The 25098-nt window shown below is 72.6% G+C and carries 11 protein-coding genes; 10 read left to right on the top strand and 1 reads right to left on the bottom strand.

Features of this window, described 5'->3' with window-relative positions; genetic code table 11:
* The first annotated feature begins 5 nt into the window (after positions 1–5).
* From rfbC to AB0B64_RS35265, 4 genes are read left to right on the top strand one after another with little or no spacing between them, the layout of a single operon-like run.
* Positions 6–623: a dTDP-4-dehydrorhamnose 3,5-epimerase gene (rfbC, locus tag AB0B64_RS35280; protein WP_358182816.1), complete on the top strand. Its 618-nt coding sequence runs from the start codon at positions 6–8 to the stop codon at positions 621–623.
* Between the two features lie 4 nt (positions 624–627).
* Positions 628–1743: an aminotransferase class V-fold PLP-dependent enzyme gene (locus tag AB0B64_RS35275; protein WP_358182813.1), complete on the top strand. Its 1116-nt coding sequence runs from the start codon at positions 628–630 to the stop codon at positions 1741–1743.
* On the top strand, positions 1740–2651 hold the full coding sequence (locus AB0B64_RS35270; RefSeq protein WP_358182810.1) for a proline iminopeptidase-family hydrolase: 912 nt from the start codon (positions 1740–1742) through the stop codon (positions 2649–2651). Before AB0B64_RS35275 ends, AB0B64_RS35270 begins: the two co-directional genes overlap by 4 nt.
* The gene (locus AB0B64_RS35265; protein ID WP_358182806.1) at positions 2644–3588 is read left to right on the top strand and encodes an ACP S-malonyltransferase; all 945 of its coding nucleotides are present in this window, start codon (positions 2644–2646) and stop codon (positions 3586–3588) included. Before AB0B64_RS35270 ends, AB0B64_RS35265 begins: the two co-directional genes overlap by 8 nt.
* Before the next feature lie 65 nt (positions 3589–3653).
* On the opposite strand, the gene AB0B64_RS35260 is transcribed toward AB0B64_RS35265, so the two are convergent.
* Positions 3654–3896 (bottom strand): phosphopantetheine-binding protein, encoded by a 243-nt coding sequence (locus AB0B64_RS35260; protein WP_357951452.1) that lies wholly within the window; start codon positions 3894–3896, stop codon positions 3654–3656.
* A gap of 123 nt (positions 3897–4019) precedes the next feature.
* On the opposite strand from AB0B64_RS35260, the gene AB0B64_RS35255 reads away from it, so the two are divergent.
* From AB0B64_RS35255 to AB0B64_RS35230, 6 genes are all read left to right on the top strand, one after another.
* Complete coding sequence (locus tag AB0B64_RS35255; protein WP_358182803.1) at positions 4020–5582, top strand: AMP-binding protein; 1563 nt, start codon at positions 4020–4022, stop codon at positions 5580–5582.
* Positions 5583–5743: 161 nt separating this feature from the next.
* Positions 5744–7240, top strand: a complete 1497-nt coding sequence (locus AB0B64_RS35250; protein WP_358182800.1) for an AMP-binding protein — start codon at positions 5744–5746, stop codon at positions 7238–7240.
* Positions 7237–8454, top strand: a complete 1218-nt coding sequence (locus AB0B64_RS35245; RefSeq protein WP_357951456.1) for a type III PLP-dependent enzyme — start codon at positions 7237–7239, stop codon at positions 8452–8454. Before AB0B64_RS35250 ends, AB0B64_RS35245 begins: the two co-directional genes overlap by 4 nt.
* Before the next feature lie 97 nt (positions 8455–8551).
* Entirely contained in the window at positions 8552–21577 is a 13026-nt protein-coding gene (locus tag AB0B64_RS35240) for an SDR family NAD(P)-dependent oxidoreductase (RefSeq protein WP_358182797.1), read from the top strand.
* A 142-nt stretch (positions 21578–21719) separates the two neighbouring features.
* Positions 21720–22496, top strand: a complete 777-nt coding sequence (locus AB0B64_RS35235) for an ATP-binding cassette domain-containing protein (protein ID WP_357951459.1) — start codon at positions 21720–21722, stop codon at positions 22494–22496.
* Entirely contained in the window at positions 22496–25060 is a 2565-nt protein-coding gene (locus AB0B64_RS35230; RefSeq protein WP_358182794.1) for an ABC transporter permease, read from the top strand. The genes AB0B64_RS35235 and AB0B64_RS35230 overlap by 1 nt, the downstream gene beginning before the upstream one ends.
* Positions 25061–25098 lie beyond the last annotated feature (38 nt).

The raw sequence follows: 25098 nt of genomic DNA, 5'->3' as shown, positions 1-25098 counted from the left end.
AAGGCATGCGCATGGAGATAGCCGAGCTTGGCGTGGAGAAAGCTTTCCTGATCACTCCGGACGTCCACTCCGACCACCGGGGAGTTTTCCTCGAAGTGTTCAGTCAGCCGGCGTTCGAGCGGGCGGTGGGCCATCGGTTGACGGTCGCGCAGCTCAACTGCTCGCTGTCCCGGCGCGGGACCATCCGCGGCATGCATGCCATCGCGCTGCCGGGTCAGGCCCGTTATGTCAGCTGTGCGCAGGGGGGCATCGTCGACATCGTGCTCGACATCCGCGTCGGCTCGCCCACGTACGGCGAGCACGTCGCGGTCGAGCTGACCGCCGCGAACCGGCACGCCCTGTACCTGGCGGAAGGGCTGGCGCACGGGTTCGCGCCGCTGACCGACGAGGCGACCGTCGTGTACATGTGCTCGAGCACCTGGTCGCCGGGCTCTGAGGTCATCATCAACTCGCTCGACCCGGAACTCGGCCTGCCCTGGCCCACCGAGCCCGAGCCCGTGCGCTCCGACAAGGACGCGGCGGCGCCTTCGCTGCGCGAGGCCGCGAAGCGCGGGCTGCTGCCCACCATGGCCGAGTGCCGGGCGTTGTACGCCGAACTCGACGATCTCACCCTCACGAGGTGACGGCATGATCCCACTGTTCCGGGTGGCGATGTCTCCCGAGGCGCCGGCCATGGCCGCCCAGGTCATCGGCAGCGGCATGATCGGCCAGGGCGCCAAGGTCCAGGAGTTCGAGCGGGCGCTCGCCGGGCGGATCGGCCGGGACGAGGTGGTCACGGTCAACAGCGCCACGGCGGGCCTGCACCTCGCCCTGCACATGGTCGCCCGCGAGGATGCCGACGACGGCGGCGAGGTGCTGTCCACGCCGTTGACCATGGAGGCCACCAACTGGGCGATCATGGCCAACCGGCTGCGCGTCAAGTGGGTGGACGTCGACCCGGCCACCCTCAACGTCGATCTGGACGACCTGGCCCGCAAGATCTCGCCGAAGACGCGGGCGATCATGATCGTGCACTTCGGCGGCTACCCCCTCGACCTCGACCGGCTCCGCGCGATCCTCGACGAGGCCGAGGCCAGATTCGGGTTCCGCCCGCCGGTGATAGAGGACTGCGCGCACGCGTGGGGCGCGACCTACCGCGGCGCGCCCATCGGCAGCCATGGCAACCTGTGCGTGTTCAGCTTCCAGGCCATCAAGCACCTGACCTGCGGCGACGGGGGCGCTCTCGTCCTGCCGAACGAGGAGCTGCGCCGGCGCGCCGAGCGGCTGCGCTGGTTCGGCATCGACCGTACGGCCGACCGGCTGCGCAACCCGCCGGACGTCACGGAGTGGGGCTTCAAGTTCCACATGAACGACATCAACGCCTCCATCGGCCTGGCCAATCTGGCGTGGGCGGAGGAGGTGGTGGCCCGGCACCGTGCCAACGCCGCCTTCTACGACAGGGAACTGGCCGGCGTCCCCGGCGTCGAGCTGACCGAGCGGGCCGCCGACCGCCAGTCCTCCTTCTGGATCTATCCGATGAAGGTGGAGGACCGCGAGGGCTTCATGAAGCGCATGGACGAGGCCGGGATCATGGTCAGCAACGTGCACGAGCGCAACGACCTGCACACGGTCATGCGCCCGTACGCGTCGCTGCTGCCCGGCCTCGACCACGTGGCCCCGCGCGTGGTGTGCGTGCCCGTCGGCTGGTGGGTCACCGAGGAGCAGCGCGCGCACATCGCGGACACCGTCAGGCGGGGCTGGTGACCGCGCCGGCCGCCGTCCACACGAAGGGCACGGTGCCGTTCGGGGAGCACCGGACCTGGTACCGGATCACCGGCGAGCCGGGCGGCGCGGGCCGTCCGGCCGTCGTCGTCCTGCACGGCGGCCCCGGCAGCACGCACGACTACCTGGTCGGCCTGGCCGTCCTCGCCCAGCACGGCTGGCCCGTCGTGCACTACGACCAGCTCGGCAACGGCGGCTCCACCCATCTGCCCGACAAGGGGGCGGAGTTCTGGACGCCGCAGCTGTTCCTCGACGAGCTGGACAACCTGCTGCGCCGGCTCGACGTGCGCGACGACTACGTGCTGGTCGGACAGTCGTGGGGCGGCATGCTGGCCGCCCTGCACGCCTCGGCCAGACCGGAGGGCCTGCGCGGCCTGGTGATCGCCGACGCCCCCGCCTCCTACCGGCTCTGGCTGAGTGAGATGCGGGTGCTGCGCGACCGGCTGCCCGACGGCGTCGACGAGACGCTGCGCCGGCACGAGGCCGCGGGCACGACCGACTCCCAGGAGTACTTCGACGCGATGATGGTCTTCTACAACCGGCACGTCTGCACCCTGGACCCCTGGCCGCGCGAGTTCGTCGCCACGTTCATGGAGATCTACAACGACCCGACGGTCTACTACGCCATGAACGGCCCCAGCGAGTTCCACGTGATCGGCTCGCTGCGTGACTGGGGCGTGGAGGACCGCGTCGCGGACATCGAGGTGCCCACACTGCTCATCTCCGGGCGGCACGACGAGGCCACGCCCGCCACCGTGCGACCGTACTTCGACCTCATCCCCGACGTGCGGTGGGAGGTCTTCGAGGAGTCCAGCCACACGCCGCACCTGGAGGAGCCCGAACGGTTCACCCAGGTGCTGATCGACTTTCTGAAGGGCCTGGGTGAGTGAAGTGGACATGCGGACCGCGATCGTCTTCCCCGGGATGGGACCCACCCGGTTCACCGACGTCGACGCGTTCATGCTCGGCGACCCCGTCGCACGGCGGCTGGTCGCGCGCGCCGACGAGGTGCTGGGCTACTCGCTGGCCGACCGCTTCCGCGACTCGGAGGACGATTACTCGGAGGCGGCCCAGGTGGCGTTCCTGGTGAACAGCCTGGCCCTGGCCGAATGGGCCGAGCGGACGCTGGACATCGCCCCGCACGTGTGCGCGGGCCCGAGCTTCGGCGGCAAGGCGGCCGCCGCCTACTCGGGCGCGCTGTCCTTCCCCGACGCCGTGCGCATGACCGCCGAGCTGGCCCGCTGTACGGCGGACTACTTCGCGCACGAGCACCGTGACCTCGTCACCTGCTCCTTCGTCCGCGTTCCCGAGGACAAGCTGAGCGAGCTGCTGGCCGAACTGCGCGAGCAGGGGGAATGGCACGACGTCTCCTGCTACATCGACCACGACTTCTATATGGTCTCGCTGCGGGAGCGGCGGGCGGCGTGGCTGGAAGGCAGGATCCGGGCGCTCGGCGGGCTGCCGCTGTACAGGATGCGGCCGCCCATGCACGCGGCCGTGCTGGAGCCGCTGCGCAAGAGGGCCGAGGAGGAGGTGTTCGGCGCTCTGCGCTTCACCGACCCGCGGCTGCCGGTCGTCGACGATCACGACGGGACGCTGCTGACCGGCGCGGCGGGCGTGCGGGCCATGGTGCTCGACGGCTTCGTCCGGCCGCTGCGCTGGCCCGAGGTGGTGGCCACGCTGCGGCGGCTCAACGTCACGAAGGTCGTCGTCAGCGGCCAGGACGCCATGTTCGGCCGGGTGCCGGTCACCACGCGGAGCTTCACCGTGGTCCCGGTCAACCCGAGGATGGCGGTGCTGCCGCGGCCATCGGTCCCATCGGCCTGACGAGGCCCCGTGGACCTCGTCAGGCGCCGGTCGATCAGGCGGACGGCCGGTCGGGCGGCGGTCGGTCAGGTCGCGGGAATCCCCGACAGGACTTTCCAGAGTGTGCCCGGAGTCGCGAACGTCTCCTTCGTCAGTGCCTCGTCCCTGAATCGCACGCCGTACGTCTCCTCGAGCGCGGCCAGCAGCTCGACGATGCCGAGCGAATCGAGGCCGAGACCGGGAAGATCGGCATTTTCGGCGAGCTTGTCATCAGGCGGCAGAAACGGCAGAAGTGGCCGCAGGAGTTCTTCGAATCGGGCATCCCACATGACAGCTGATTTCCTTTCTCCTGGTCGCGAATCTCCTTGTCGCGAATCTTCGGTTATCGCGAAAGAGCTCACGGCGCCGACGTTATCCGGTGGCAAGGCGAATGTCCATAATGGGTGGTTCAGATGAGCGCAGATTATTCGCGACCCCTCTACGCGCATTTCCTGCGCGGCCTCGGTATGGCGCCCGAGCGGCCGGCCTTCCGGGCCGGGCCGGACACGGCGAGTTACGCCGAGCTCCATCGGTCGGCGCTGCGCTGGGCCGGCACGCTGCTGCGGGCCGCGCCCCGCCCGCTCGGCGCCGTAGGGGTTCTGGCCGACAAAGGGGGCACGGCCTACGCGGGCCTGCTCGCCGGCCTGTACGCGGGCGCGGCGGTGGTGCCGCTCCAGCCCGACTTCCCGGCCGCCCGGACCCGCCAGATGATCGAGGCCGCCGGGGTGTCGGCGCTGATCGTCGATGATCGCGGCCAGAAGCGGGCGGCCGAGCTCCGCGCCCAGGGGGTGGACGTGCTCGTCCTCACCCCCGACGCGCTCGGCGGCGGGCGGGCGCTGGCCGCGCCGCGGCCGGTCGACCCCGCCGACACCGCGTACGTGCTGTTCACCTCGGGGTCGACGGGCCGTCCCAAGGGGGTGCCCATCACCCACGGGAACACCGCGCACTACTTCGAACTGCTGGCCGGACGCTACGACTTCACCCCTGACGACGTGTTCTCGCAGACCTTCGACCTGACCTTCGACTGCGCCATGTTCGACCTGTTCTGCGCCTGGGCCGCCGGCGGGACCGCGGTGGCCGTGCCGCCGCACGCGTACGGCGACCTGCCCCGATACCTGGCCGAGCAGGGGATCACCGTGTGGTTCTCCACCCCCAGCGCGATCTCCCTGGTGCGCAGGACGGGCGGGCTCGGCGCGGGCGCGATGCCGACCCTGCGCTGGAGCTTCTTCGCCGGAGAGGCGCTGAAGTGCGCGGACGCCGCCGACTGGCAGCGGGCCGCGAGCGCCTCCATCGTGGAGAACCTCTACGGCCCGACCGAGCTGACGATCACGATCACCGGTCACCGCTGGTCGGGGGAGACCTCGCCCGGCCGCTGCGTCAACGGCCTGTCCCCGATCGGCACGGTACATCCCGGCCACGGCCACCTCCTGGTGGACGAGGACGGCCGGACCGTCCGCGACGAGGGGGAACTGTGGATCACCGGGCCGCAGCTGACCCCGGGATACCTCGATCCGGCCGACGACAAGGGCCGATTCGTCGAGCGGGACGGCCGCACCTGGTACAACACCGGCGACCGCGTCCGGGTCGCCGACAACGGCGAACTCGTCTACCTCGGCAGAGCCGACGCCCAGATCCAGGTGCACGGCTGGCGGGTCGAGCTGGCCGAGATCGATCACGCCGTGCGCGGCGTCGCCGGAGTGGCCGACGCGGTCACCGTGAGTGCCGAGAAGGACGGCACCGCCGTGCCCGTCGTGTTCTACACCGGCGTTCGGCTACCCCCTACCGATTTCACCACCCGGCTCGTCGAGACGCTGCCGGCCGGTCTCATTCCGCGGCACTATCGGTATCTCGACGAGCTGCCGCTGAATCCCAACAGAAAAGTCGACAGGGCGGGTCTGCGGGAGCTGGCGGCGGGCCTGGTGGGTAAACGTGAGCGGGTCGCGGAAGAGGGGAGGGGCGCTTTAGGGGGGCGGTAGGGGTCTATTGGAAATCAGGGTTCGGGATAACTTTTCAGTGATTTGCTTTTTCATTGATCGACATTCCTGGAAATTCCTTTTCCCACCTGGGCGGGAGGACGATATTGGACGGGACGCGGTTTCTTCGATCGGGCCTCATCCACGATCTGCTCGATGAGGCCATGGACGCGAGACCCGAGGGCGACGCGGTCCGCGACGCGCGCGGCGCGTGGAGCTACCAGCGGGTCGGCGAGCTCAGCCACGCCGTCGCCCGCCGGCTTGCGGCCAGTGGCGTGGGCCCGGGGGACCGGGTCATCGTCCAGCTGGCCAACCGGCGGGAGACGGTGCCCATCGTCTACGGTCTCTCGCGGCTCGGCGCGGTCTTCGTGCCGCTGCACCCCGAGATGAAGGCCTTCCACCTCCGCTCCGTCCTTCAGGACGCGGAGCCCACGCTGGTCATCGGGGGCGGCGAGGCCATGCGCGAGGTCGCCACCATGCCGGTGCGCGACATCGACGACTTCTGGCCCGAGGTCGAGGACCTGGCGGGGCAGCCGGCCGCGCATGAGCCGGCCGCGTACAAGCCGGCCGGGCGTGAGCCGACCGCGCGTGAGCCGGTCAAGGTCCTGCCCTCGGACGTCGCCATCCTGATCTACACCTCGGGCAGCACCGCCGCGCCCAAGGGGGTGATCTGCCCGCACGCGCAGGTCACCTTCGCCGCCTCGGCGATCAACGCGGTGCTCGGCTACGGGCCGGACGACGTGGTCTTCTGCCGGCTGCCCATGTCCTTCGACTACGGCCTCTACCAGATCTTCCTCGCCGCCCTCGGCGGTGCCGAGCTGGTCCTGGCCGAGGACGGATCCGACCTGATGCTGCTCGGCCAGATCAGCGACGCCGGCGCGACCGTCGTACCCGTCGTCCCGTCGCTGGGCGGCATGATCGCGACCCTGGCCCGGCGGGCGACCGGCTCGGTGTCGAAGGTGCGGATGTTCACCAACACCGGGGCCGCGCTGCCGGAGGCGACCATCCGCAGCCTACGGGCCTGCGCTCCCGGCGCTCGGGTGGTGCGCATGTACGGCATCACCGAGTGCAAGCGCGTCACGATCATGGAGCCGGAGCTCGATCACGACCGGCCCGGCGCGGTCGGCCGTCCGCTGCCCGGCACCCGGGTGGACATCCTCGACAGCGCGGGCCGCCCGCTGCCGGCCGGGGAGACCGGGGAGATCGTGGTCGCCGGTCCCAACGTGATGGCCGGCTACTGGCGCGACCCCGAGCTCACCGCCCGCGCCTACCGCCGTGACCCAGTCACTGGCGAGGTCCGCCTGCACACCGGTGACTACGGCCGGCTCGACCAGGACGGCTACCTGTACTTCGAAGGCCGCAGAGACGACATGTTCAAACGCCGGGGCACCCGGATGAGCACGACCGAGATCGAGGCGGCCGCCATGGACGTCCCCGGCGTGCGCGCGGCCGTGGTGCTGCCCCCGGCCGACGGCCGTGACCTCGTGGTCTTCGTCGAGGCCGATCTGACGCCCAGCAGCGTGCTCAACGCGCTGAAACAGCGGCTCGAACCCGCGAAGGTGCCGGCCGCCTGTCATGTCCTGCCCCGCTTCCCGCTGACGCTCAACGGCAAGAACGAGCGCAAACAGCTGGCCCTGCTGCTCGACGGAGGTCCCGCGTGAACTGGTACGCCGAGCTCGCCGCTCGCTACGGCTCCCCGCTGTACGTCTACGACCTGGACCGCGTCGCCACCGCGCAGAAGGACCTGCGTCAGGCCCTGCCCGGCGGGTTCTCGCTGTTCTACTCCTTCAAGGCCAACCCGCACCCGGAGATCGCGCGAGCGCTGCGCGACGGCGGCGCGCTCGCCGAGATCAGCTCGACCGGCGAGCTGAACGCGGCGTTCGCCGCGGGCTTCGACGGCTCCGAGGTGCTCCTCACCGGACCGGGCAAGACGACCGAGGAGCTGGAGGTCGCCGTCGACGGCGGCGTCCGCCTGTTCTCCGTCGAGTCGCCCACCGATCTGTGGCATGTCGGGCAGGTCGCGTCCCGGCGCGGCGTGCTCGTGGACTGCCTGCTGCGCGTCAACAGCGCCGAGCCCGGCGCCGCCACCAGCATCCGGATGACCGGTGCGCCCTCCCAGTTCGGCTTCGACGAGGAGACGATCCCCGCGCTGATGCCGGAGCTCCGGGCGGTGCCCGGCACGCGGCTGGCGGGGGCGCACCTCTTCTCCCTGAGCAACTCCAAGGACGAGGAGAGCCTGGTCGCCGAGTTCGACCACACCATCTCGGTGGCCGCGCGCCTGGAGCGGGAGACGGGCCTGCCGATCCGTCTGCTGGACATCGGCGGCGGATTCGCCGCGCCGTACCTCACAGGTGGAGAGCGGCCCGTGTACGGCGGCCTGCGCGCCGGGCTGGAGACCGTCCTCGACGCGAAGTTCGCCGGCTGGCGGGCGGGCACGCCCCAGATCGCCTGCGAGTCCGGCCGTTACCTGGCCGGCGACTGCGGAACGCTGGTCTGCACCGTGGTCAACGTCAAGGAGAGCCGCGGCCGCAGATTCGTCATTCTGGACGCCGGCATCAACACTCTCGGCGGCATGTCCGGCCTGGGCAGGCTCCTGCCGGTCTCGGTGGAGCTCAACGGCGCCACCCACGACGGCGAACGGTCGCCCGCGACCCTGGTCGGCCCGCTCTGCACCCCCGGCGACATCCTCGCCAGGAACGTCTCGCTGCCCCCGCTGGCACCCGGCGACGTCGTGACCATCCCCAACGCGGGCGCCTACGGCATGACCGCGAGCCTCGTGATGTTCCTGGGCCACCCCGCGCCCATCGAGGTCGTCGCGCACGGCCACCAGGTGGTGTCCGTCTCCCGGATCGAATTCAACCGCAAGTACGAGTGACACCCCCCGGATCGCCTTCAGCCGCGAGTACGAGTGACCCCCCCGGATTGACGTCAACCGCAAGTACGAAATGACACGAGTGAGCGGAGTGTGTGTCTTGAGCGAGCAGCGTCGCTTCCTCGCCGACCTGGTGCACGACCTGACCGTCGAGGTCCTGCGGACCGTGCTCCCAGACGCCCCCGACGCGGTGGATCCCCAGCGCGGCTTCAGGGAACTGGGACTCGACTCGCTGGCCGCCGTCGAGCTGCATGATCGCCTGGCGCAGGCGGTCGGCGCCGAGCTGCCGGTCACGATCGCCTTCGACCACCCCACCCCCGAGGCGGTCGTCGAGTACCTGTTCACCGAGGTGCTCGGGCTGGCCGACACGGAGGCTGACGATGCGGAGATGGCTGAAGCCGATCCGGTCACCGCCGGGGCACGGGCGGACGAGCCGCTCGCCATCATCGGCGTCGGCTGCCGCTATCCGGGCGGGATCACCACTCCCGAAGAGTTGTGGCGGCTGGTCGCCGAGAGCGGGGAGACCCTGACCGGGTTCCCCGTCGACCGGGGCTGGGACCTCGACCGGCTGTTCGACGACGACCCGGACGCGCCCAACGCCACCTATGTCCGGTCGGGTCACTTCCTGCACGACGCCGGTGAGTTCGACGCCGACTTCTTCGGCATCAACCCGCGTGAGGCCGTCGCCATGGACCCCCAGCAGCGGCTGGTGCTCGAGGCCTCCTGGGAGGCGTTCGAGCGGGCGGGCATCGACCCGCGCTCGCTGCGCGGCAGCCAGGCCGGCGTGTTCATCGGCGCCGAGCCGCAGGACTACGGCCCCCGGCTGGACAAGGCGCCGGAAGAGGTCGAGGGCTATCTCGTGACGGGCAACGCCCCGAGCGTGGTGTCCGGCCGGATCGCCTACGCCCTCGGTCTCGAAGGGCCCACGCTCACCGTCGACACCGCCTGCTCCGCCTCCCTGGTCGCCCTGCACCTGGCCTGCCAGGCGCTGCGCAACGGCGAGACCGACCTCGCGCTGGCCGGTGGCGTGACCGTGATGTCCACCCCCGGCACCTACACCGCGTTCAGCCGGCAGCGGGTGCTCGCCGCGGACGGCCGGTGCAAGGCGTTCGCCGCCTCCGCCGACGGCACCGGCTTCTCCGAGGGTGTCGGCATCCTCGCGATCGAGCGGCTGTCGGACGCGCGCCGCCGGGGCCACCCCGTGCTGGCGGTCATCCGGGGTTCGGCGATCAACCAGGACGGCGCGAGCAGCGGCCTGACCGCGCCGAACGGTCCTTCCCAGGAACGCGTGATCCGGCGGGCGCTGGGCAACGCGGGCCTGTCCCCGGCCGACGTCGACGTGGTCGAGGCGCACGGCACCGGCACCAAGCTGGGCGACCCGATCGAGGCGCACGCTTTGATGGCGACGTACGGCCGTGACCGGGGCGAACGCGGGCCGCTGCGCATCGGCTCCCTCAAGTCGAACATCGGGCACACCCAGGCGGCGGCCGGCGTCGCCGGTGTGATCAAGATGGCCATGGCCATGCGCCACGAGACGCTGCCGCGCACCCTGCACGTGGACGAGCCGTCGCCGTACGTCAACTGGTCCCTCGGCGAGGTCGAACTGCTCACCGAGAGCCGCCCCTGGCCCGCGGGCGGTGCCCCGCGGCGAGCCGGCGTCTCCTCCTTCGGCGTGAGTGGCACCAACGCGCACCTGATCCTGGAGGAGCCGCCCGTAGCAGCCACCCCGGATGGGGACGGCGGTTCGCCCCCGGCCGTCGTCCCCCTGGTGTTGTCGGGCAAGGCGCCCGAGGCGTTGTGCGCGCAGGCCGCCCGGCTGGCGGCCCATCTGGGGGAACACGAGGACCTTCGCCCAGTCGACGTCGCCCACTCGCTGGTGACCTCGCGCTCGACCTGGCAGCACCGCGCGGTGGTCGCCGCCGGTGACCGGACCGGCCTGCTCGCCGGGCTGACCGCGCTGTCCGAAGGCGAGCCCGCCGCGGAGGTGACCGAGGGCGAGGCCACCGCGGAGCGCCGCGTGGTCTTCATCTTCCCCGGCCAGGGCTCGCAGTGGGCCGGCATGGCGGTGGACCTCCTGGACACCTCGCCGGTCTTCGCCCGGAGCATGGCGGAGTGCGCGGCGGAGATCGAGACCCACGTCGACTGGCGGCTGCTCGACGTGCTGCGCGGCGAGCCGGGCGCGCCCTCGCTGGACCGGCTCGAGGTCGTCCAGCCGGTGCTGTTCGCGGTGATGGTGTCGGTGGCCGCCCTGTGGAAGTCGCTGGGCGTGCGGCCCGCCGCCGTCGTCGGCCACTCCCAGGGCGAGGTCGCCGCCGCGTACGTGGCCGGCGGGCTGTCCCTGGCCGACGCCGTACGCGTGATCGTGCTGCGCAGCCGCCTGTTCGCCGAGCGCCTGGTGGGCAAGGGCGCCATCGCGGCCATCGCCGCGGCGGCCGGCGAGGTGGAGGAACGGCTGGCCTGCTGGGACGGACGGCTGTCCATCGGGGCGAAGAACGGCCCCTCGTCGTGCACCGCGGTGGGCGATGAGCAGGCGCTCGCCGAGCTCGTCGCCGAGTACGAGGCGGCGGGCGTCCGCGCCCGCCTGCTGGCCAGCACCGTCGCCTCCCACTGCGACCAGGTCGACCCGCTGCGCGAGGAGCTGACCCGGCTGCTCGAAACCGTGTCCCCGACCACGGGAGAGGTGCCGTTCCACTCCACCGTCACGGGGCGGCTCCTGGACACCGGCGAGCTGACCGCCGACTACTGGTTCCACAACGCCCGCCAGCCGATCGAGTTCCAGGCCGTGATCGAGGAGCTGCTCGCCGGGGGACACGACGCGTTCCTCGAAATGAGCGCCCATCCGGTGCTCGTGATGAGCGTGCAGGACACGATCGACGAGGCCGGGGCCGACGCGTTCGCCGGCGGCACTCTGCGCCGTGGGGAAGGCGATCTGCGCCGCGCGCTGACCTCGGTCGCGGAGGCGTACGTGCGTGGCGTGGCCGTCGACTGGGACGCCCTCCTCCCCGGCGCGAACCTGGTCGAGCTGCCCACGTACGCCTTCCAGCACCGCCACTACTGGCTGGAGACCCGCACCTCGGCCGGCGACGTCGCCTCGGCGGGGCTGACCGACGCCGGCCATCCGCTGCTGGGCGCGGCCGTGACGCTCGCCGAATCCGGTGGCGCCCTCCTGACCGGACGCCTCTCGGTCCAGCTGCACCCCTGGCTGGCCGACCACGCGGCCGCGGGCACGCCGCTCCTGCCCGGCACCGCCTTCGTCGAACTCGCCATCCGCGCGGGCGACCAGGTCGGCTGCGGGCTGCTGGAGGAGCTGACGCTGGAGGCCCCGCTGGTCGTACCCGAGCGCGGCGGGGTGTGGCTGCAGGTGTCCGTCGGAGCGCCCGAGGACGCGGGCCGGCGCGGCATCACCGTGCACTCACGGGCGGAGGACGCCCCGGCCGACGCGCCGTGGATCCGCCACGCGAGCGGGTATGTCGCCCCCGACGTCGCCCCCGAGGTCTTCGACCTGGCCCAGTGGCCGCCGGAGGGAGCGACTCCCGCGGACCTGGACGGCCTCTACGACCGGCTCGCCGACGCCGGCTACGGCTACGGCCCGCTGTTCCAAGGGCTGAAGGCGGCGTGGCTGCGCGGTGACGAGGTCTTCGCCGAGGTCAGGCTGCCCGAGCAGGCGACCCGCGACGCCGAACTGTACGGCCTGCACCCGGCGCTGCTCGACGCGGCGCTGCACGCGGGGTCGCTGCTGGACCCCGCCGACGACCGTCTGAGCCTGCCCTTCGCCTGGACCGGCGTGTCCCTGCGCGCCACGGGCGCGGCGGCCGTACGGGTCCGGCTGTCGCCGACGGGCCCCGACAGCCTGTCGCTGTGGCTGGCCGACGCCTCGGGCGCGCCCGTCGCCACGGTGGACTCGCTGGTCTCGCGGCCGACCTCGGCACAGCAGCTCTCCGCCGCCTCGGTGGCCCACGGCGATTCGCTGTTCCGCGTCGAGTGGACGGCGGCGCCCGCCGCTCAGCCGACGCCGGCCGGGGGCGCCGCGGTGCTCGGGCCGGACCCGTACGGCTTGCGCCGGGCGGGCGTCGCGAGCGCCGAGTACACGGACCTGGCGACGCTGACCTCGTCGAATCCGCTCCCCGACACCGTGTTCGTGAGCTTCCGGTCGGACAGCGTGAGCTTCTCGCCGGACGGCTCCGCACCGTTCGTGAGCGTCGGGCCGGACGGCTCCGCACCGCTCGTGAGTGTCGGGCCGGACGGCTCCGCACCGGGAGAAGTGGTGGGTGGCGCGCGGTCGGCCACGCATCGGGCGCTGGGGCTCGTACAGGCCTGGCTGGCCGATGAGCGGCTGAGCTCGGCGCGGCTCGTCGTGGTGACCCGTGGCGCGGTGGCGGCGGGGCCCGACGCGGAGGTACGTGACCTGGCGAGCGCGCCGGTCTGGGGCCTGCTGCGGTCCGCGCAGTCGGAGCACCCCGGCCGGTTCGTACTGCTGGACCTCGACGACTCCGAGGTGCCGGTGCCCGCCGTGCTGGCGGCGCTCGCCGAGCCGCAGCTGGCCGTGCGATCCGGCGAGGTGCTGGTGCCCAGGCTGGCCCGCGCGGCCACCAAGGACACGCTGGCCCTGCCCGTGGGCGTCGCGGAATGGCGCCTGGACGCGGCGGTCAAGGGCAGCCTGGACGGCCTGTCCCTGGTTCCCTGCCCGGAGGCGGCTCGGCCGCTGGGGCCGGACGAGGTGCGGGTGTCGGTGCGGGCGGCCGGTCTCAACTTCCGCGACCTGGTCGTCACCCTCGGCATGGTGCCCGAACACGGCGAGCCCATCGGCGGCGAGGTCGCGGGCGTGGTGCTGGAGGTCGGGTCGGCCGTGGCCGATCTGGCGCCCGGTGATCGAGTGCTGGGGCTGCTGGACGGCGCGTTCGGTCCGGTAGGAGTGACCGATCGGCGGTTGCTGGCGCCCATGCCCGCCGGTTGGTCGTTCGCGGAGGCGGCGTCGGTGCCGGTGGCGTTCCTGACCGCCTACTACGGCCTGGCTGATCTGGCCGACCTTAAAACGGGTGACCGGGTGCTGGTGCACGCGGCCGCCGGTGGGGTGGGCATGGCGGCGGTACAGCTCGCCCGGTCGTTCGGCGCGGAGGTGTTCGGTACGGCGAGCCCCGGCAAGTGGGCGGCGACGACCCTGGACGACGCGCATGTGGCCTCCTCGCGGACACTGGAGTTCGCGCAGAAGTTCGGCCAGGTCGACGTGGTGCTCAACTCGCTGGCCGGCGAGTTCACCGACGCCTCCCTGGACATGGTGGCCTCGGGCGGCCGGTTCCTGGAGATCGGCAAGACCGACCTGCGCGAACCCGGCCAGGTCGCCGACGCGCACCCCGGCCTGCGTTACCTCCCCTACTCCCTGATGGAGGCCGGTTCCGACCGCCTGGGCGAGCTGCTGGCCGAGGTGATGGCCCTGTTCGAGCGGGGCGCGCTGGAGCTGCCGCCGGTCCGGGTCTGGGACGTGCGGCGGGCCGGCGAGGCGCTGCGGTTCATGTCGCTCGCCCGGCACACCGGCAAGATCGTGCTGTCGATGCCGCCCACGTTCGGCGGCGGCGGGACGGTGCTGGTCACCGGTGGCACGGGCGGCCTGGGCGCGCTGGTGGCGCGTCATCTGGTGACGGTGCACGGCGTACAGGATCTGCTGCTCGTGAGCCGGTCCGGGATCTCGGCCGCCGGAGCGCCGGAGCTGCTGGAAGATCTGTCCGGAGCGGGCGCGCGGGTGCGCGTCGTGGCCTGCGACGTGGCGGATCGGGCGGCCCTGGCCGAACTGCTGGCCGAGGTACGGACCCCGCTGCGCGGGGTGGTGCACACGGCCGGGGCGCTGGACGACGGCGTGGTGGCCGCGCTGACGCCGGAGCGCGTGGACGCGGTGCTGCGGCCCAAGGTCGCCGGGGCGTGGAATCTGCACGAGCTGACGCGAGAACTCGACGTCTCGGCGTTCGTGCTGTTCTCCTCCGCGGCCGGTGTCCTGGGCGATGCCGGACAGGGCAACTACGCGGCGGCGAATGTGTTCATGGACGCGCTGGCCGCTCACCGGCGCGCGCACGGCCTCGCCGCCGTATCGCTGGCCTGGGGCTTCTGGGAACAGCGCAGCAACATGAGCGCCCATCTGCAGGACACCGACATAGCGCGGATGGAGCGGTCGGGCGCCCGTGGCCTGTCCTCCGAGGACGGGCTGGCGCTCTTCGACGCCGCCCTGACGGTGGACGAGGCCCTGCTGGCGCCGATCCGCCTCGACCTCGCCGCGATGCGCCGCGACCCCGCCGGGGTCCAGCCGATGCTGCGCGGCCTGGTCCACGCGCCCGCGCAGCGCAACGTCGCGGGGGGCGCCGTACCCGGCGGTGTCGCCTCCGCGCTGGAGCAGCAGCTGGCCGGGCTGCCCGAGAGCGACCGCGACCAGGTGCTGGTCTCCCTGATCCGGGCGCAGGCCGCCACCGTGCTCGGCCATGCCGACGCCGGCTCGGTGGACGCCGGCCGGGCGTTCAAGGAGCTCGGCTTCGACTCGCTGACCGCCATCGAGCTGCGCAACCGGCTCAACGCCGCCACCGGGCTGCGGCTGCCCGCGACGCTGGTCTTCGACTATCCGACGCCCGCCGCGCTCGCCCAGCACATCAAGGGCAGGCTGCTCGGCGCGGCGGCCCCCGTCGCGCCGGTCGCCACCCCCGCCGCCTCGCTCGACGACGATCCGATCGCCATCGTCGGGATGGGCTGCCGCTATCCCGGCGGCGTCGACTCGCCGGAGGCGCTGTGGCGCATGCTCGCCGAAGGCCGGGACGCGATGTCGGAGTTCCCCGCCGACCGCGGCTGGGACCTGGAGCGGCTCTACGACCCCGACACCGAGAACGCCGGCAGCAGCTATGTGCGGGTCGGCGGCTTCGTGTACGAGGCCGGGGACTTCGACGCGGCATTCTTCGGCATCTCGCCACGTGAGGCGCTGGCCACCGACCCGCAGCAACGGCTGCTGCTCGAAGCCGCGTGGGAGACCCTCGAACGCGCGGGCATCGACCCCGGCGACCTCAGGGGCAGCTCGACGGGCGTGTTCGTCGGCGCCTCCGCCACCGGCTACGGCACCGGGCCCGGAGCCCTGCCCGAAGAGGTGGAGGGATACCTGATCACCGGCAACTCCAGCTCGGTGATGTCCGGCCGCGTCGCCTACGCGCTCGGCCTGGAGGGTCCGGCCGTCACCTTGGACACGGCGTGCTCGTCGTCCCTGGTCGCGCTCCATCTGGCCTGCGAGTCGCTGCGCCGAGGCGAAAGTACGCTCGCGCTCGCCGGTGGTGTGACCGTGCTGTCCACGCCGGAGATCTTCGTGGAGTTCAGCCGGCAGCGGGGTCTGGCGCGGGACGGGCGTTGTAAGGCGTTCGCGGAGGCGGCGGATGGTACGGCGTTCGCCGAGGGCGTGGGTCTGCTGCTGCTGGAGCGGCTGTCGGACGCGCGCCGCAACGGCCACCAGATTATGGCGGTCGTGCGCGGGAGCGCGGTCAACCAGGACGGTGCCAGCAACGGGCTCACCGCGCCGAACGGGCCGTCCCAGCAACGGGTCATCCGCCAGGCGGTGGCCAACGCCGGTCTCGGCCTGGCCGACATCGACGCGGTCGAGGCCCACGGCACCGGCACCACGCTCGGGGACCCGATCGAGGCGCAGGCGCTGCTGGCCACGTACGGGCAAGACCGTCCGGAGGATCGGCCGCTCTGGCTGGGCACGGTCAAGTCCAACATCGGGCACACCCAGTGCGCCGCCGGCGTCGCCGGTGTGATCAAGATGGTCCTGGCGATGCGGCACGGCGTACTGCCGAAGACGCTGCACGTCGACGCCCCGTCCTCGCACGTGGACTGGTCGGCGGGCGCGGTGTCGCTGGTGACCGAGGCGACCCCCTGGCAGGACCGCGACGGGCGGCCACGCCGGGCGGGCGTGTCGTCGTTCGGCATCAGCGGGACCAACGCGCACGTGGTGATCGAGGGTGTTCCCGCCGAGGAGCCGGTCCCCGCTGAGGTGCCGGTCGCCGATGTACCGGTACCGGTGGTGGTCTCCGCGCGTGGCGCGGACGCGGTGCGGGCGCAGGCGGAGCGGCTGCGGGACTTCGTGGCGGCCTCCGAGTACGTGGGCCCCGCGCAGGTGGGGTACTCGCTGGTCAGAACGCGGTCGCTGCTGAGCCATCGGGCCGTCGTGGTGGCGGCCGATCGGGCGCAACTGGTCGCGGGTCTGGCGCGGGTCGCCGAAGGGGCCGAGCCGGTCGACGTCGTGAGCGGTCCCGGGGACACTGAGGGCGCCGGGCTGGGCTTCATGTTCACCGGCCAGGGGAGCCAGCGGGTGGGGATGGGCCTGGAGCTGACCAGGGCGTTCCCCACGTTCAAGAAGCACCTGGAGGCGGTCGCCGCGGGCTTGGACCGCCATCTGGACGTGCCCCTGACCGAGGTGATGTGGGGCAGGCCGGAACTCCTCGACCAGACGCAGTACGCCCAGACCGGGTTGTTCGCCCTGGAAGTGGCCCTCTATCGGCTCCTGGAGTCGTGGGGGATGGCGCCGGACTACCTGATGGGCCATTCGGTGGGCGAGCTCGCGGCGGCGCACGTCGCGGGCGTGCTGTCACTGGAGGACGCGTGCGCGCTCGTGGCGGCGCGGGGCCGGCTGATGCAGGGGCTCCCGCAGGGCGGGGCGATGCTCGCGGTCGCGGCGGGAGAGGCAACGGTCGCCAAGCTGCTGGCCGAGCTCTCCGACGTGGCGGGCCAGGTGGAGATCGCCTCGGTGAACGGACCGGCCTCGATCGTGGTCTCGGGCGACGAGCCCGCGGTGGAGCGGGTGGCGGCGGAGTTCGGCCGGCGCGGGCTGAGATGCCGGCGGCTGCGGGTCAGCGACGCGTTCCACTCCCACCGCATGGAGCCGATCCTCGGCGCCTTCGGTGAGGTGGCCGCCGGGCTGGAGTACCAGGACGCGGCGATCCCGGTGGTGTCGAACCTGACCGGTGAGCCGGTGTCGCGGTTCTCGGCCGAGTACTGGGTGCGGCACGTGCGCGAGCCGGTACGGTTCGCCGACGGCGTCGCCTTCCTGCGCGAGCGGGGCGTACGGACCCTCCTGGAGCTGGGTCCCGACGCGGTGCTGTCGGGGCTGGTACAGGAAGGCGCCTCAGAGCGGGAAGCCGCGCCGGTGGCGGTGCCGCTGCTGCGGCGAGACCGGGACGAGGCCGGGCAACTGATCACGGCCGTCGGCCGGGCGTACGCGCGCGGCGCGGAGGTGGATTGGGACACCTTCTTCACCGGAGCCGAGCGGGTGGATCTTCCCACCTACGCCTTCCAGCGCCGGCACTACTGGCTGAAGCTCGCCCACCACGGCGGCGATCCCGCCTCGCTCGGACTCGAGGCCGCGGCTCACCCGCTGCTGGGCGCCGCGGTCGAGCTGCCCGACACCGGTGGGTCGCTGTACACCGGCAGGCTCTCGCTCGCCGGCCACCCCTGGCTGGCCGATCATCGGATCCTCGGCACCGTGCTGGTTCCGGGCACGGCCTTCGTCGAGCTCGCCGTCGCGGCCGGTCACCAGGCCGGGTGCGACCTCGTCGAAGAGCTGACCCTGGAGGCTCCCCTCGTACTGGGGGAGCGGGACGCCGTCACGATCGAGGTGATCGTCTCCGGGGCGGACGACTCGGGCCGCCGTACGGTGACCGTCTACTCGCGGGCCACCACGGGCGAGCGGCCCTGGACCCGGCACGCGACCGGGACGCTCGCCGTCGCGGACCAACGAGCCGCCTTCGACCTGGCCGAATGGCCGCCGCCCGGCGCCACGCCCATCGACGTCGGCGACCTCTACGCGCGGCTGGCCGTCGAAGGCACCGAATACGGGCCCGCCTTCCGCGGGCTGCGCGCGGCCTGGCGGCGCGACGGCACGGTGTTCGCCGACATTGAGCTGCCCGACGGCGTGGTGGCGGACGCGGGCAGCTTCGGCCTGCATCCCGCGCTGTTCGATGCCGTGCTGCACGCCATCGGGCTGGCGACCGAGGATCCCCGGGACGGCAGGGCGATGGCGTCCGGGGATCCTCGGGTTGAGCTGCCCTTCAGCTGGACCGACGTCAGCCTGTACGCGACCGGCGCCACTGCCGTCCGCGTCCAGGTGTCCGCCGACGGCTCGGGCGCGCCGCTGCTGACCGTGGCGGACGCGACGGGCGCGCCGCTGGCCAGCGTGGGCTCGCTGGCCATGCGGCCCGTCTCCGGCGCCGGGCTCGGCGCCGGCCGGAGCGGGGCGGGCGCCTCGCCGTACCAGGTGAAGTGGACGCGGGTGGCCATCGGCGGCCCGCACGAGGACTGGGCGGTGCTCGGCGCCGACGACGGCGAGCTGCTCACGGGCCTGCGCGCCGCGGGACTCTCCGCGCGCGCCGTCCCGGACCTGGACGCACTGGCCGCACTGACCCCGCCGCCGACGGCGGTGCTGGTCCGCGCCGGGTACGAGCCTGCGGGGCTGGTCTCCGCAGGACGCGAGCCCGCGTCGGCGGATCCCTCGGCGGATCCCTCGGCGGACGCGCGCGAGCTGACCGGCCGCACGCTCGGCCTGCTGCAGGGCTGGCTGGCCGATGAGCGCTTCGGCGGCGCCAAGCTGGTGCTGGTGACCGGCGACTCGGTGCGCACCGGTGCCGACGACGGCACCCCCGATCTGGCCCACGCCCCCATCTGGGGTCTGGTACGTGCCGCGCAGGCCGAGAACCCCGGCCGGTTCCTCCTCGTAGACGTGGACGGCACGGCGGCCTCCTACCGGGCGCTGCCCACCGTACTGACCGGTCAGGAGCCTGAGCTGGCCCTTCGCGACGGCGACGCGCTCGCGCCACGGCTGGCCAGGACCGGCGAGGACGGCCTGCTGAAGCCGCCGGCCGGTGCGGAGTCCTGGCATCTGGAGATCACCGAGCCGGGGACGATCGACGCCCTGGCGGCGACCGCCTGCGACGCGGCCCGGCGGCCGTTGGAGGAGTTCGAGGTACGCGTGTCCATGCGGGCCTGCGGACTGAACTTCCGCGACGTCCTGATGGCCCTCGGCATGTACCCGGGCGAGGCGTCCATCGGCGGCGAGGGCGCCGGCGTGGTCGTCGAGGTCGGCTCCGGCGTCACCCGGTTCGCTCCAGGAGACAGGGTGTTCGGGCTGTTCGAGGGTGGTTTCGGGCCCTATACGGTGACCGATCACCGGATGATGGTGCACATGCCGGACGGCTGGTCCTTCGTGGACGCGGCCGCCGTGCCTGCCGTGTTCGCGACCGCCTACTACGGGCTGGTCGATCTGGCCGACCTTAAAACGGGTGACCGGGTGCTGGTGCACGCGGCCGCCGGTGGGGTCGGCATGGCGGCGGTGCAGCTCGCGCGGTGGCTGGGCGCGGAGGTGTTCGGTACGGCGAGCCCCGGCAAGTGGGCGTCGCTGCCGCTGGATGAGGAGCATGTGGCCTCGTCGCGGACGCTGGAGTTCGCGGAGAAGTTCGGCCAGGTCGACGTGGTGCTCAACTCGCTCGCGGGTGAGTTCACCGACGCCTCCCTGGGCATGCTGGCTCCCGGCGGCCGGTTCGTGGAGATGGGCAAGACCGACATCCGGGACGTGGAGACGATCGCCTCCGGCGTCCGTTACGCGCCCTTCGACCTCTCCGACGCCGGGCCGGATCGGACCCAGGAGATCCTGACCGAGCTGGTGAAGCTGTTCGAGGAAGGCACCTTCGCACCTCTCCCGACCCGTGTCTGGGACGTGCGACGCGCGCCCGAGGCGTTCCGGCACATGGCGCAGGCCCGGCACACCGGCAAGATCGTGCTGACCGTGCCCGCGCCGATCGGCGGAGCCGGCACCGTGCTCGTCACCGGCGGCACGGGCGGGCTCGGCGCGCTGGTGGCCCGGCACCTGGTGGCCGCGCACGGCGTACGCGACCTGCTGCTGGTCGGCCGCAGGGGGCTCGACGCCCCGGGCGCCGAGCGGCTGCGCGCGGAGCTCACCGAGCAGGGGGCCCGCGTCGAGGTCGCGGCGTGCGACGTCGCCGACCGCGACGCGCTCGCGGAGCTGCTCGCGGGCCGTCCCATAACCGCGGTCGTGCACACGGCGGGCGTCGTGGCCGACGGCGTCATCGGCTCGCTCACGCCCGCGCAGGTGGACACGGTCTGGCACCCCAAAGCCCGCGCAGCCTGGCATCTTCACCAACTCACCAAAAATCTCGATCTGTCGGCGTTCGTGCTCTTCTCCTCCTCGGCCGGCACGCTCGACGCCGCCGGGCAGGGCAACTACGCGGCGGCCAACGCCTTCCTCGACGCGCTGGCCGCGCACCGCAGGGCGGCCGGTCTGCCGGGGCTCTCGCTGGCCTGGGGCATGTGGGCGCCCGAGGTGGGCGGCATGACCGCCCAGCTCGGCGAGGCCGATCTGCGCCGGCTGCGTCACTCCGGCCTGCTGCCGCTGTCGGCCGAGGCGGGGCTGGCGCTGTTCGACGAGTCGCTCGCGCTCGACGAGGCCGCGCTGGTGCCGATCCGGCTGGATCTCGCGGCCGTCCGGTCGCGGGAGGAAGGGCCGCCGCCGATGCTCCGGGGCCTGGTCACCGCCCCTGTCGGGCGGGCGCCCGCCACGGCCTCGGTCACGGCCCCCGCCGCCGCGCCCGTCTCGTTGACGGACCGGCTGACCCCGCTGTCCAGGGCGGCGCGTGACCGCATGCTGCTGAGCCTGGTACGTACCCATGTCGCCGCCGTGCTCGGCCACGACACCGAGGATCCGGTCGATCCGGTGCGGGGGTTCAAGGAGCTGGGGTTCGACTCGCTGACCGCGGTCGAGCTGCGCAACCGGCTGAGCGCGGCGGCGGACGTACGCCTGCCCGCCACGCTCGTCTTCGACTACCCGACACCGGAAGCCGTTGCCGCCTTCATCAAGGCCGAACTGCTCGGCGACGACGACACGGCCGCCGAACCGCTGGAGGCCGAGCTGGCCGAGCTGGAACAGGCGCTGGACCGGCTCGTACCGGATCCCGACGGGCACGCGCGGATCACCGCCCGGCTCAAGGCGCTCACGGCGAAGTGGGCCGAGGCGCACGGCCGGACGGAGGACCCGGCGGAGCCGACGCTCGCATCGGCCAGCGCCGAAGAACTTTTCAACATTCTCGACAAAGAATTCTGATGCCATGTCATGGTCGCCGACAAAGAGTCCGATTTTCCGTCCCGAGTACCGTTCATGCCACCGAACCATCCCTGAAGAGGAGGGCCCGGATGGCCCTTCAGGCCGATGCGCGGAATATGAATCGGTGATTAACATCCGTTCTATGAGCAGACCTGCGGACAATCCAAGGAGCGAAGAGGACGACATCGTGCGGTTGAATTCCGTACGACAGACGTACCACACGAGGAAGGGCAGCTTCGAGGCGCTGAGCGGCGTCACGATCGGCTGCCGGAAACGGGCGCTCACCGCGGTCATCGGGCCGTCGCGGTCCGGCAAGAGCACGCTGCTGCGCTGCGCGTCGGGGCTGGAGCGGCCGGCGTCAGGGTCGGTGCTCCTCGACGGCGAGGAGCTGACCGACCTCGACGACGCGTCGCTGACCAGGCTGCGGCGTGACCGGCTCGGCTTCGTCTTCCAGGGGTCCAATCTGCTGCCCGCGCTCAACGTGGCGGAGAACATCGCGCTGCCCGGCTACCTGGCCGGCCGGAGCGTCGACACCGTCCTGCTGGACCGGGTGATCGCGCAGATCGGCCTGACCGACCACCTGCACGACCTGCCGCACCGCCTGTCCTTCGCCGAGCAGCAGCGGGTGGCGGTCGCGCGGGCCCTCGTCGGCCGGGCGCCGGTGATCTTCGCCGACGAGCCCACCTGCGCGCAGGACAACGAGGGCGTCGGCCAGGTGCTCGGCCTGCTGCGCGAAGCGGCGCGGGCGGGACAGACAGTGGTGGTGGCCACGCACGACTCGCGGATCGCCGCCTACGCCGACCACGTCTTCTTCATGGCCGGCGGCCGGGTCGTGGAGGAGCTGGAGCTCCCGCCCAGCAAGGCGGCGGCGGAGCGGATGGCCCACCTGGCGATGTGGGACCGGGGAGAGCCGTCCTGATGTGGCGCCTGGCCCTGCGCACTCTGTCCCACCGCAGGGGCGCGTTCTCGGCGGTGCTCGCCACGGTCTTCGCCGCCACCGCCATCGTGGCGGCGTGCGCGGGGCTGATGGCGGCGGGGATCCAGGCCGCGTTCCCGCCCGAGCGGCTGGCCGGCGCCGCGGTGGTGGTCGCGGGCGACCCGTCCTACCGGCTGCCGGACGCCGACCCCCGCGACGACGACGTCGAATGGGCGAGCCTGTCCGAGACCGTACGCCTGAGCCGGTCCCTGCTGGAGACCGTACGGGCGGTGCCCGGCGTCGCCGACAACGTCGGCGACGTCTCCATCCCCGTCACCATGCTCGGCGGGGACACGCCCCGGGCCACGGGGCACGAATGGACCTCCGCCGGGCTGCTGCCGTACGAGCTGCGGTCCGGCACCGCGCCCGCGACGGCCGGAGACGTCGTGCTGGACGCGGCGCTCGCCGCGCGATCGGGCAGCCGCGTGGGCGACCGGATCCAGGTCGTGGCCCGCGGCGCCGTAGCGACCTTCCGGGTGACCGGTGTGGTCGCCCCGGCGGCGGGACGTACGGCCACGGCGGCCGCGTTGTTCTTCACGCCCTACGACGCGCGGTGGCTGTCCGGCCATCCGGACTCGGTGGACGCGATAGCCGTGATCCCCGTGCCCGGGACGGGCGAGCAGGCGCTCGCCGACCGGGTGCGCGCCACCCTGCGCGGCCAGCCCGCGGTGACGCTCACCGGGGACGACCGGGGGCTCGCGGAGTTCGCGCAGGCGCGCGCCGGCCGCGAGAACCTGATCACCATCGCCGGCCTGATCGGCGGCACGACGCTCCTGGTCGGCATGCTCGTCCTGGTCAGCACCATGAAACTCCTGGTCGAGCACCGGGCGCCGGAGCTGACGCTGCTGCAGGCGATGGGCACGCCGCCGCGCCGCGTCCGCCTGATGATGTTCGGCGAGGTGACGACGATCGCGGTGGTCGCCACGGTGGCGGGCACGGTGCTCGGCGGCCACCTCGGCGGTCAGTTGTTCGGGCACCTGGTGCGCGACGGGGTCGTACCGGCGGCGCTGCGGTTCGACCCGGGCTGGCTCCCGGCCGCGCTCGCGGCCGCGGTGTGCCTGTGCACCGGGCTGGCGGCCGCCTTCTTCCCGATCTGGCGGGCCGCGCGACCTCGCCCCGCCACGGCGCTCAGCTCGGTGCCGCAGGACCACGGGCTCGACCGGGCGCGCGCGGCGCTGGCCCTGATCTGCCTCGGCGTGGTGGGCACGACGATCTGCTCGGCCATGGTGATGATCCGCTCCGCCGCGGTGAGCGTCGCCTGCCTCGCCGCGATCGTGGTGATCCTCGGCGTGGCCGTGGTGGCGTCCAGGATGACGAAGGCGATGAGCGGGCTGGTCGGCCGGGCCGTACGCGCCCGGCCCAGGACGATCGGCCGCCTCGCCCTGCTCAACAGCTGCGCCCGGCCGTTCGGCATGGCCACCGCGATCCTGCCCATCATGCTCGCGACCGGCATCAGCACCGCGAACATCTATCTGCAGATGACGCAGGCCGACCAGGTCCGGCAGGTCCGCCTGGAGGACCTGCGGGCCGACCACGTGATCACCGGCGGCCTCGGTCCCGGCCTGCTCGGCCGCGTCCGGTCCGTCCCAGGGGTCATGGCCGCGTCGGAGCTGGCGACCAGCAGCGGGTACGTCGAGAGGCCGTACGACCCATCGCAGAGCGAGCACGGCTGGCCGCTCCTGGGCCTCACGGCGGACGGCGCGGCCGGGGTCACGGACATCTCCCTCACGGCGGGCACGCTCACCGGGCTGCGTGGCGACTCCGTCGCCCTCACCCGGCAGCACGCCCGCGAGCTCGGCAAGGGGATCGGCGACGCGATCACCCTGCGGCTGGGCGACGGCGCCAAGGTGGACCTGAGGGTGGTCGCGCTGCTCGCGGACCGGCCCGGCGGCGAGATGATCCTGATGCCCGCCACGCTGCTCGCCGCCCACACGACCGCCGGCTCGCCGACCCAGATCCTGGTCCGGGAGGCGCCTGGCACCGACCCGCGGAAACTGCGCGCCGACCTCGTCGAGGCGACGGGCCGCCTGCCCACGCTGCGGGTCAGCGACGGCATCGGGCCGTCCACGACCGCCGTCGAGCAGGGGCGGACCCGGGCCTGGATCAACTACCTGTTCACCGGAGTGATCATCATCTTCGCCGGCATCTCGGTGATCAGCGCCCAGGCGATGGGAGCCGGCTCGCGGCGCAGGGAGTTCCGTCTACAGCGCCTGATCGGGTTCACCCGTGGCCAGATCCTGCGCATGGTGGGGATCGAGGCCGTGGTGGTCGCCATGGTCGGCGTCGTGCTCGGCACGGCGGCGGTCGCCCCCATCCTGATTCCGTTCGCCATGGCGGTCAACGGCTCACCGATGCCCCCGGGGCCGGCCTGGGTCTATCTGGCCGTGATCTGCTCCGCCACGCTGTCCGCCCTGGTGGCCACGCTGTCCCCCGTGTGGGCGATCATCCGGCCGCGCACAGGGGAGCGTGAGGGGTCCCCTAGGGGTCGGGCGGTCATCCGCGCATAGGTAGCGTCCCATTCGACGCGATAAATAATTTGGAGGAA

It is taken from the genome of Nonomuraea sp. NPDC049129 (genome assembly GCF_040648495.1).
Classification (GTDB): domain Bacteria; phylum Actinomycetota; class Actinomycetes; order Streptosporangiales; family Streptosporangiaceae; genus Nonomuraea.
This window is presented reverse-complemented; position numbering and strand designations above follow the sequence as displayed.

Bases quoted from the DNA above. Each gene is read 5' to 3' on its own strand.
- rfbC (WP_358182816.1), top strand. From the start codon at position 6: ATGCGCATGGAGATAGCCGAGCTTGGCGTGGAGAAAGCTTTCCTGATC.
- AB0B64_RS35275 (WP_358182813.1), top strand. From the start codon at position 628: ATGATCCCACTGTTCCGGGTGGCGATGTCTCCCGAGGCGCCGGCCATG.
- AB0B64_RS35260 (WP_357951452.1), bottom strand. From the start codon at position 3,896: ATGTGGGATGCCCGATTCGAAGAACTCCTGCGGCCACTTCTGCCGTTT.
- AB0B64_RS35255 (WP_358182803.1), top strand. From the start codon at position 4,020: ATGAGCGCAGATTATTCGCGACCCCTCTACGCGCATTTCCTGCGCGGC.
- AB0B64_RS35250 (WP_358182800.1), top strand. From the start codon at position 5,744: ATGGACGCGAGACCCGAGGGCGACGCGGTCCGCGACGCGCGCGGCGCG.
- AB0B64_RS35235 (WP_357951459.1), top strand. From the start codon at position 21,720: ATGAGCAGACCTGCGGACAATCCAAGGAGCGAAGAGGACGACATCGTG.
- AB0B64_RS35230 (WP_358182794.1), top strand. From the start codon at position 22,496: ATGTGGCGCCTGGCCCTGCGCACTCTGTCCCACCGCAGGGGCGCGTTC.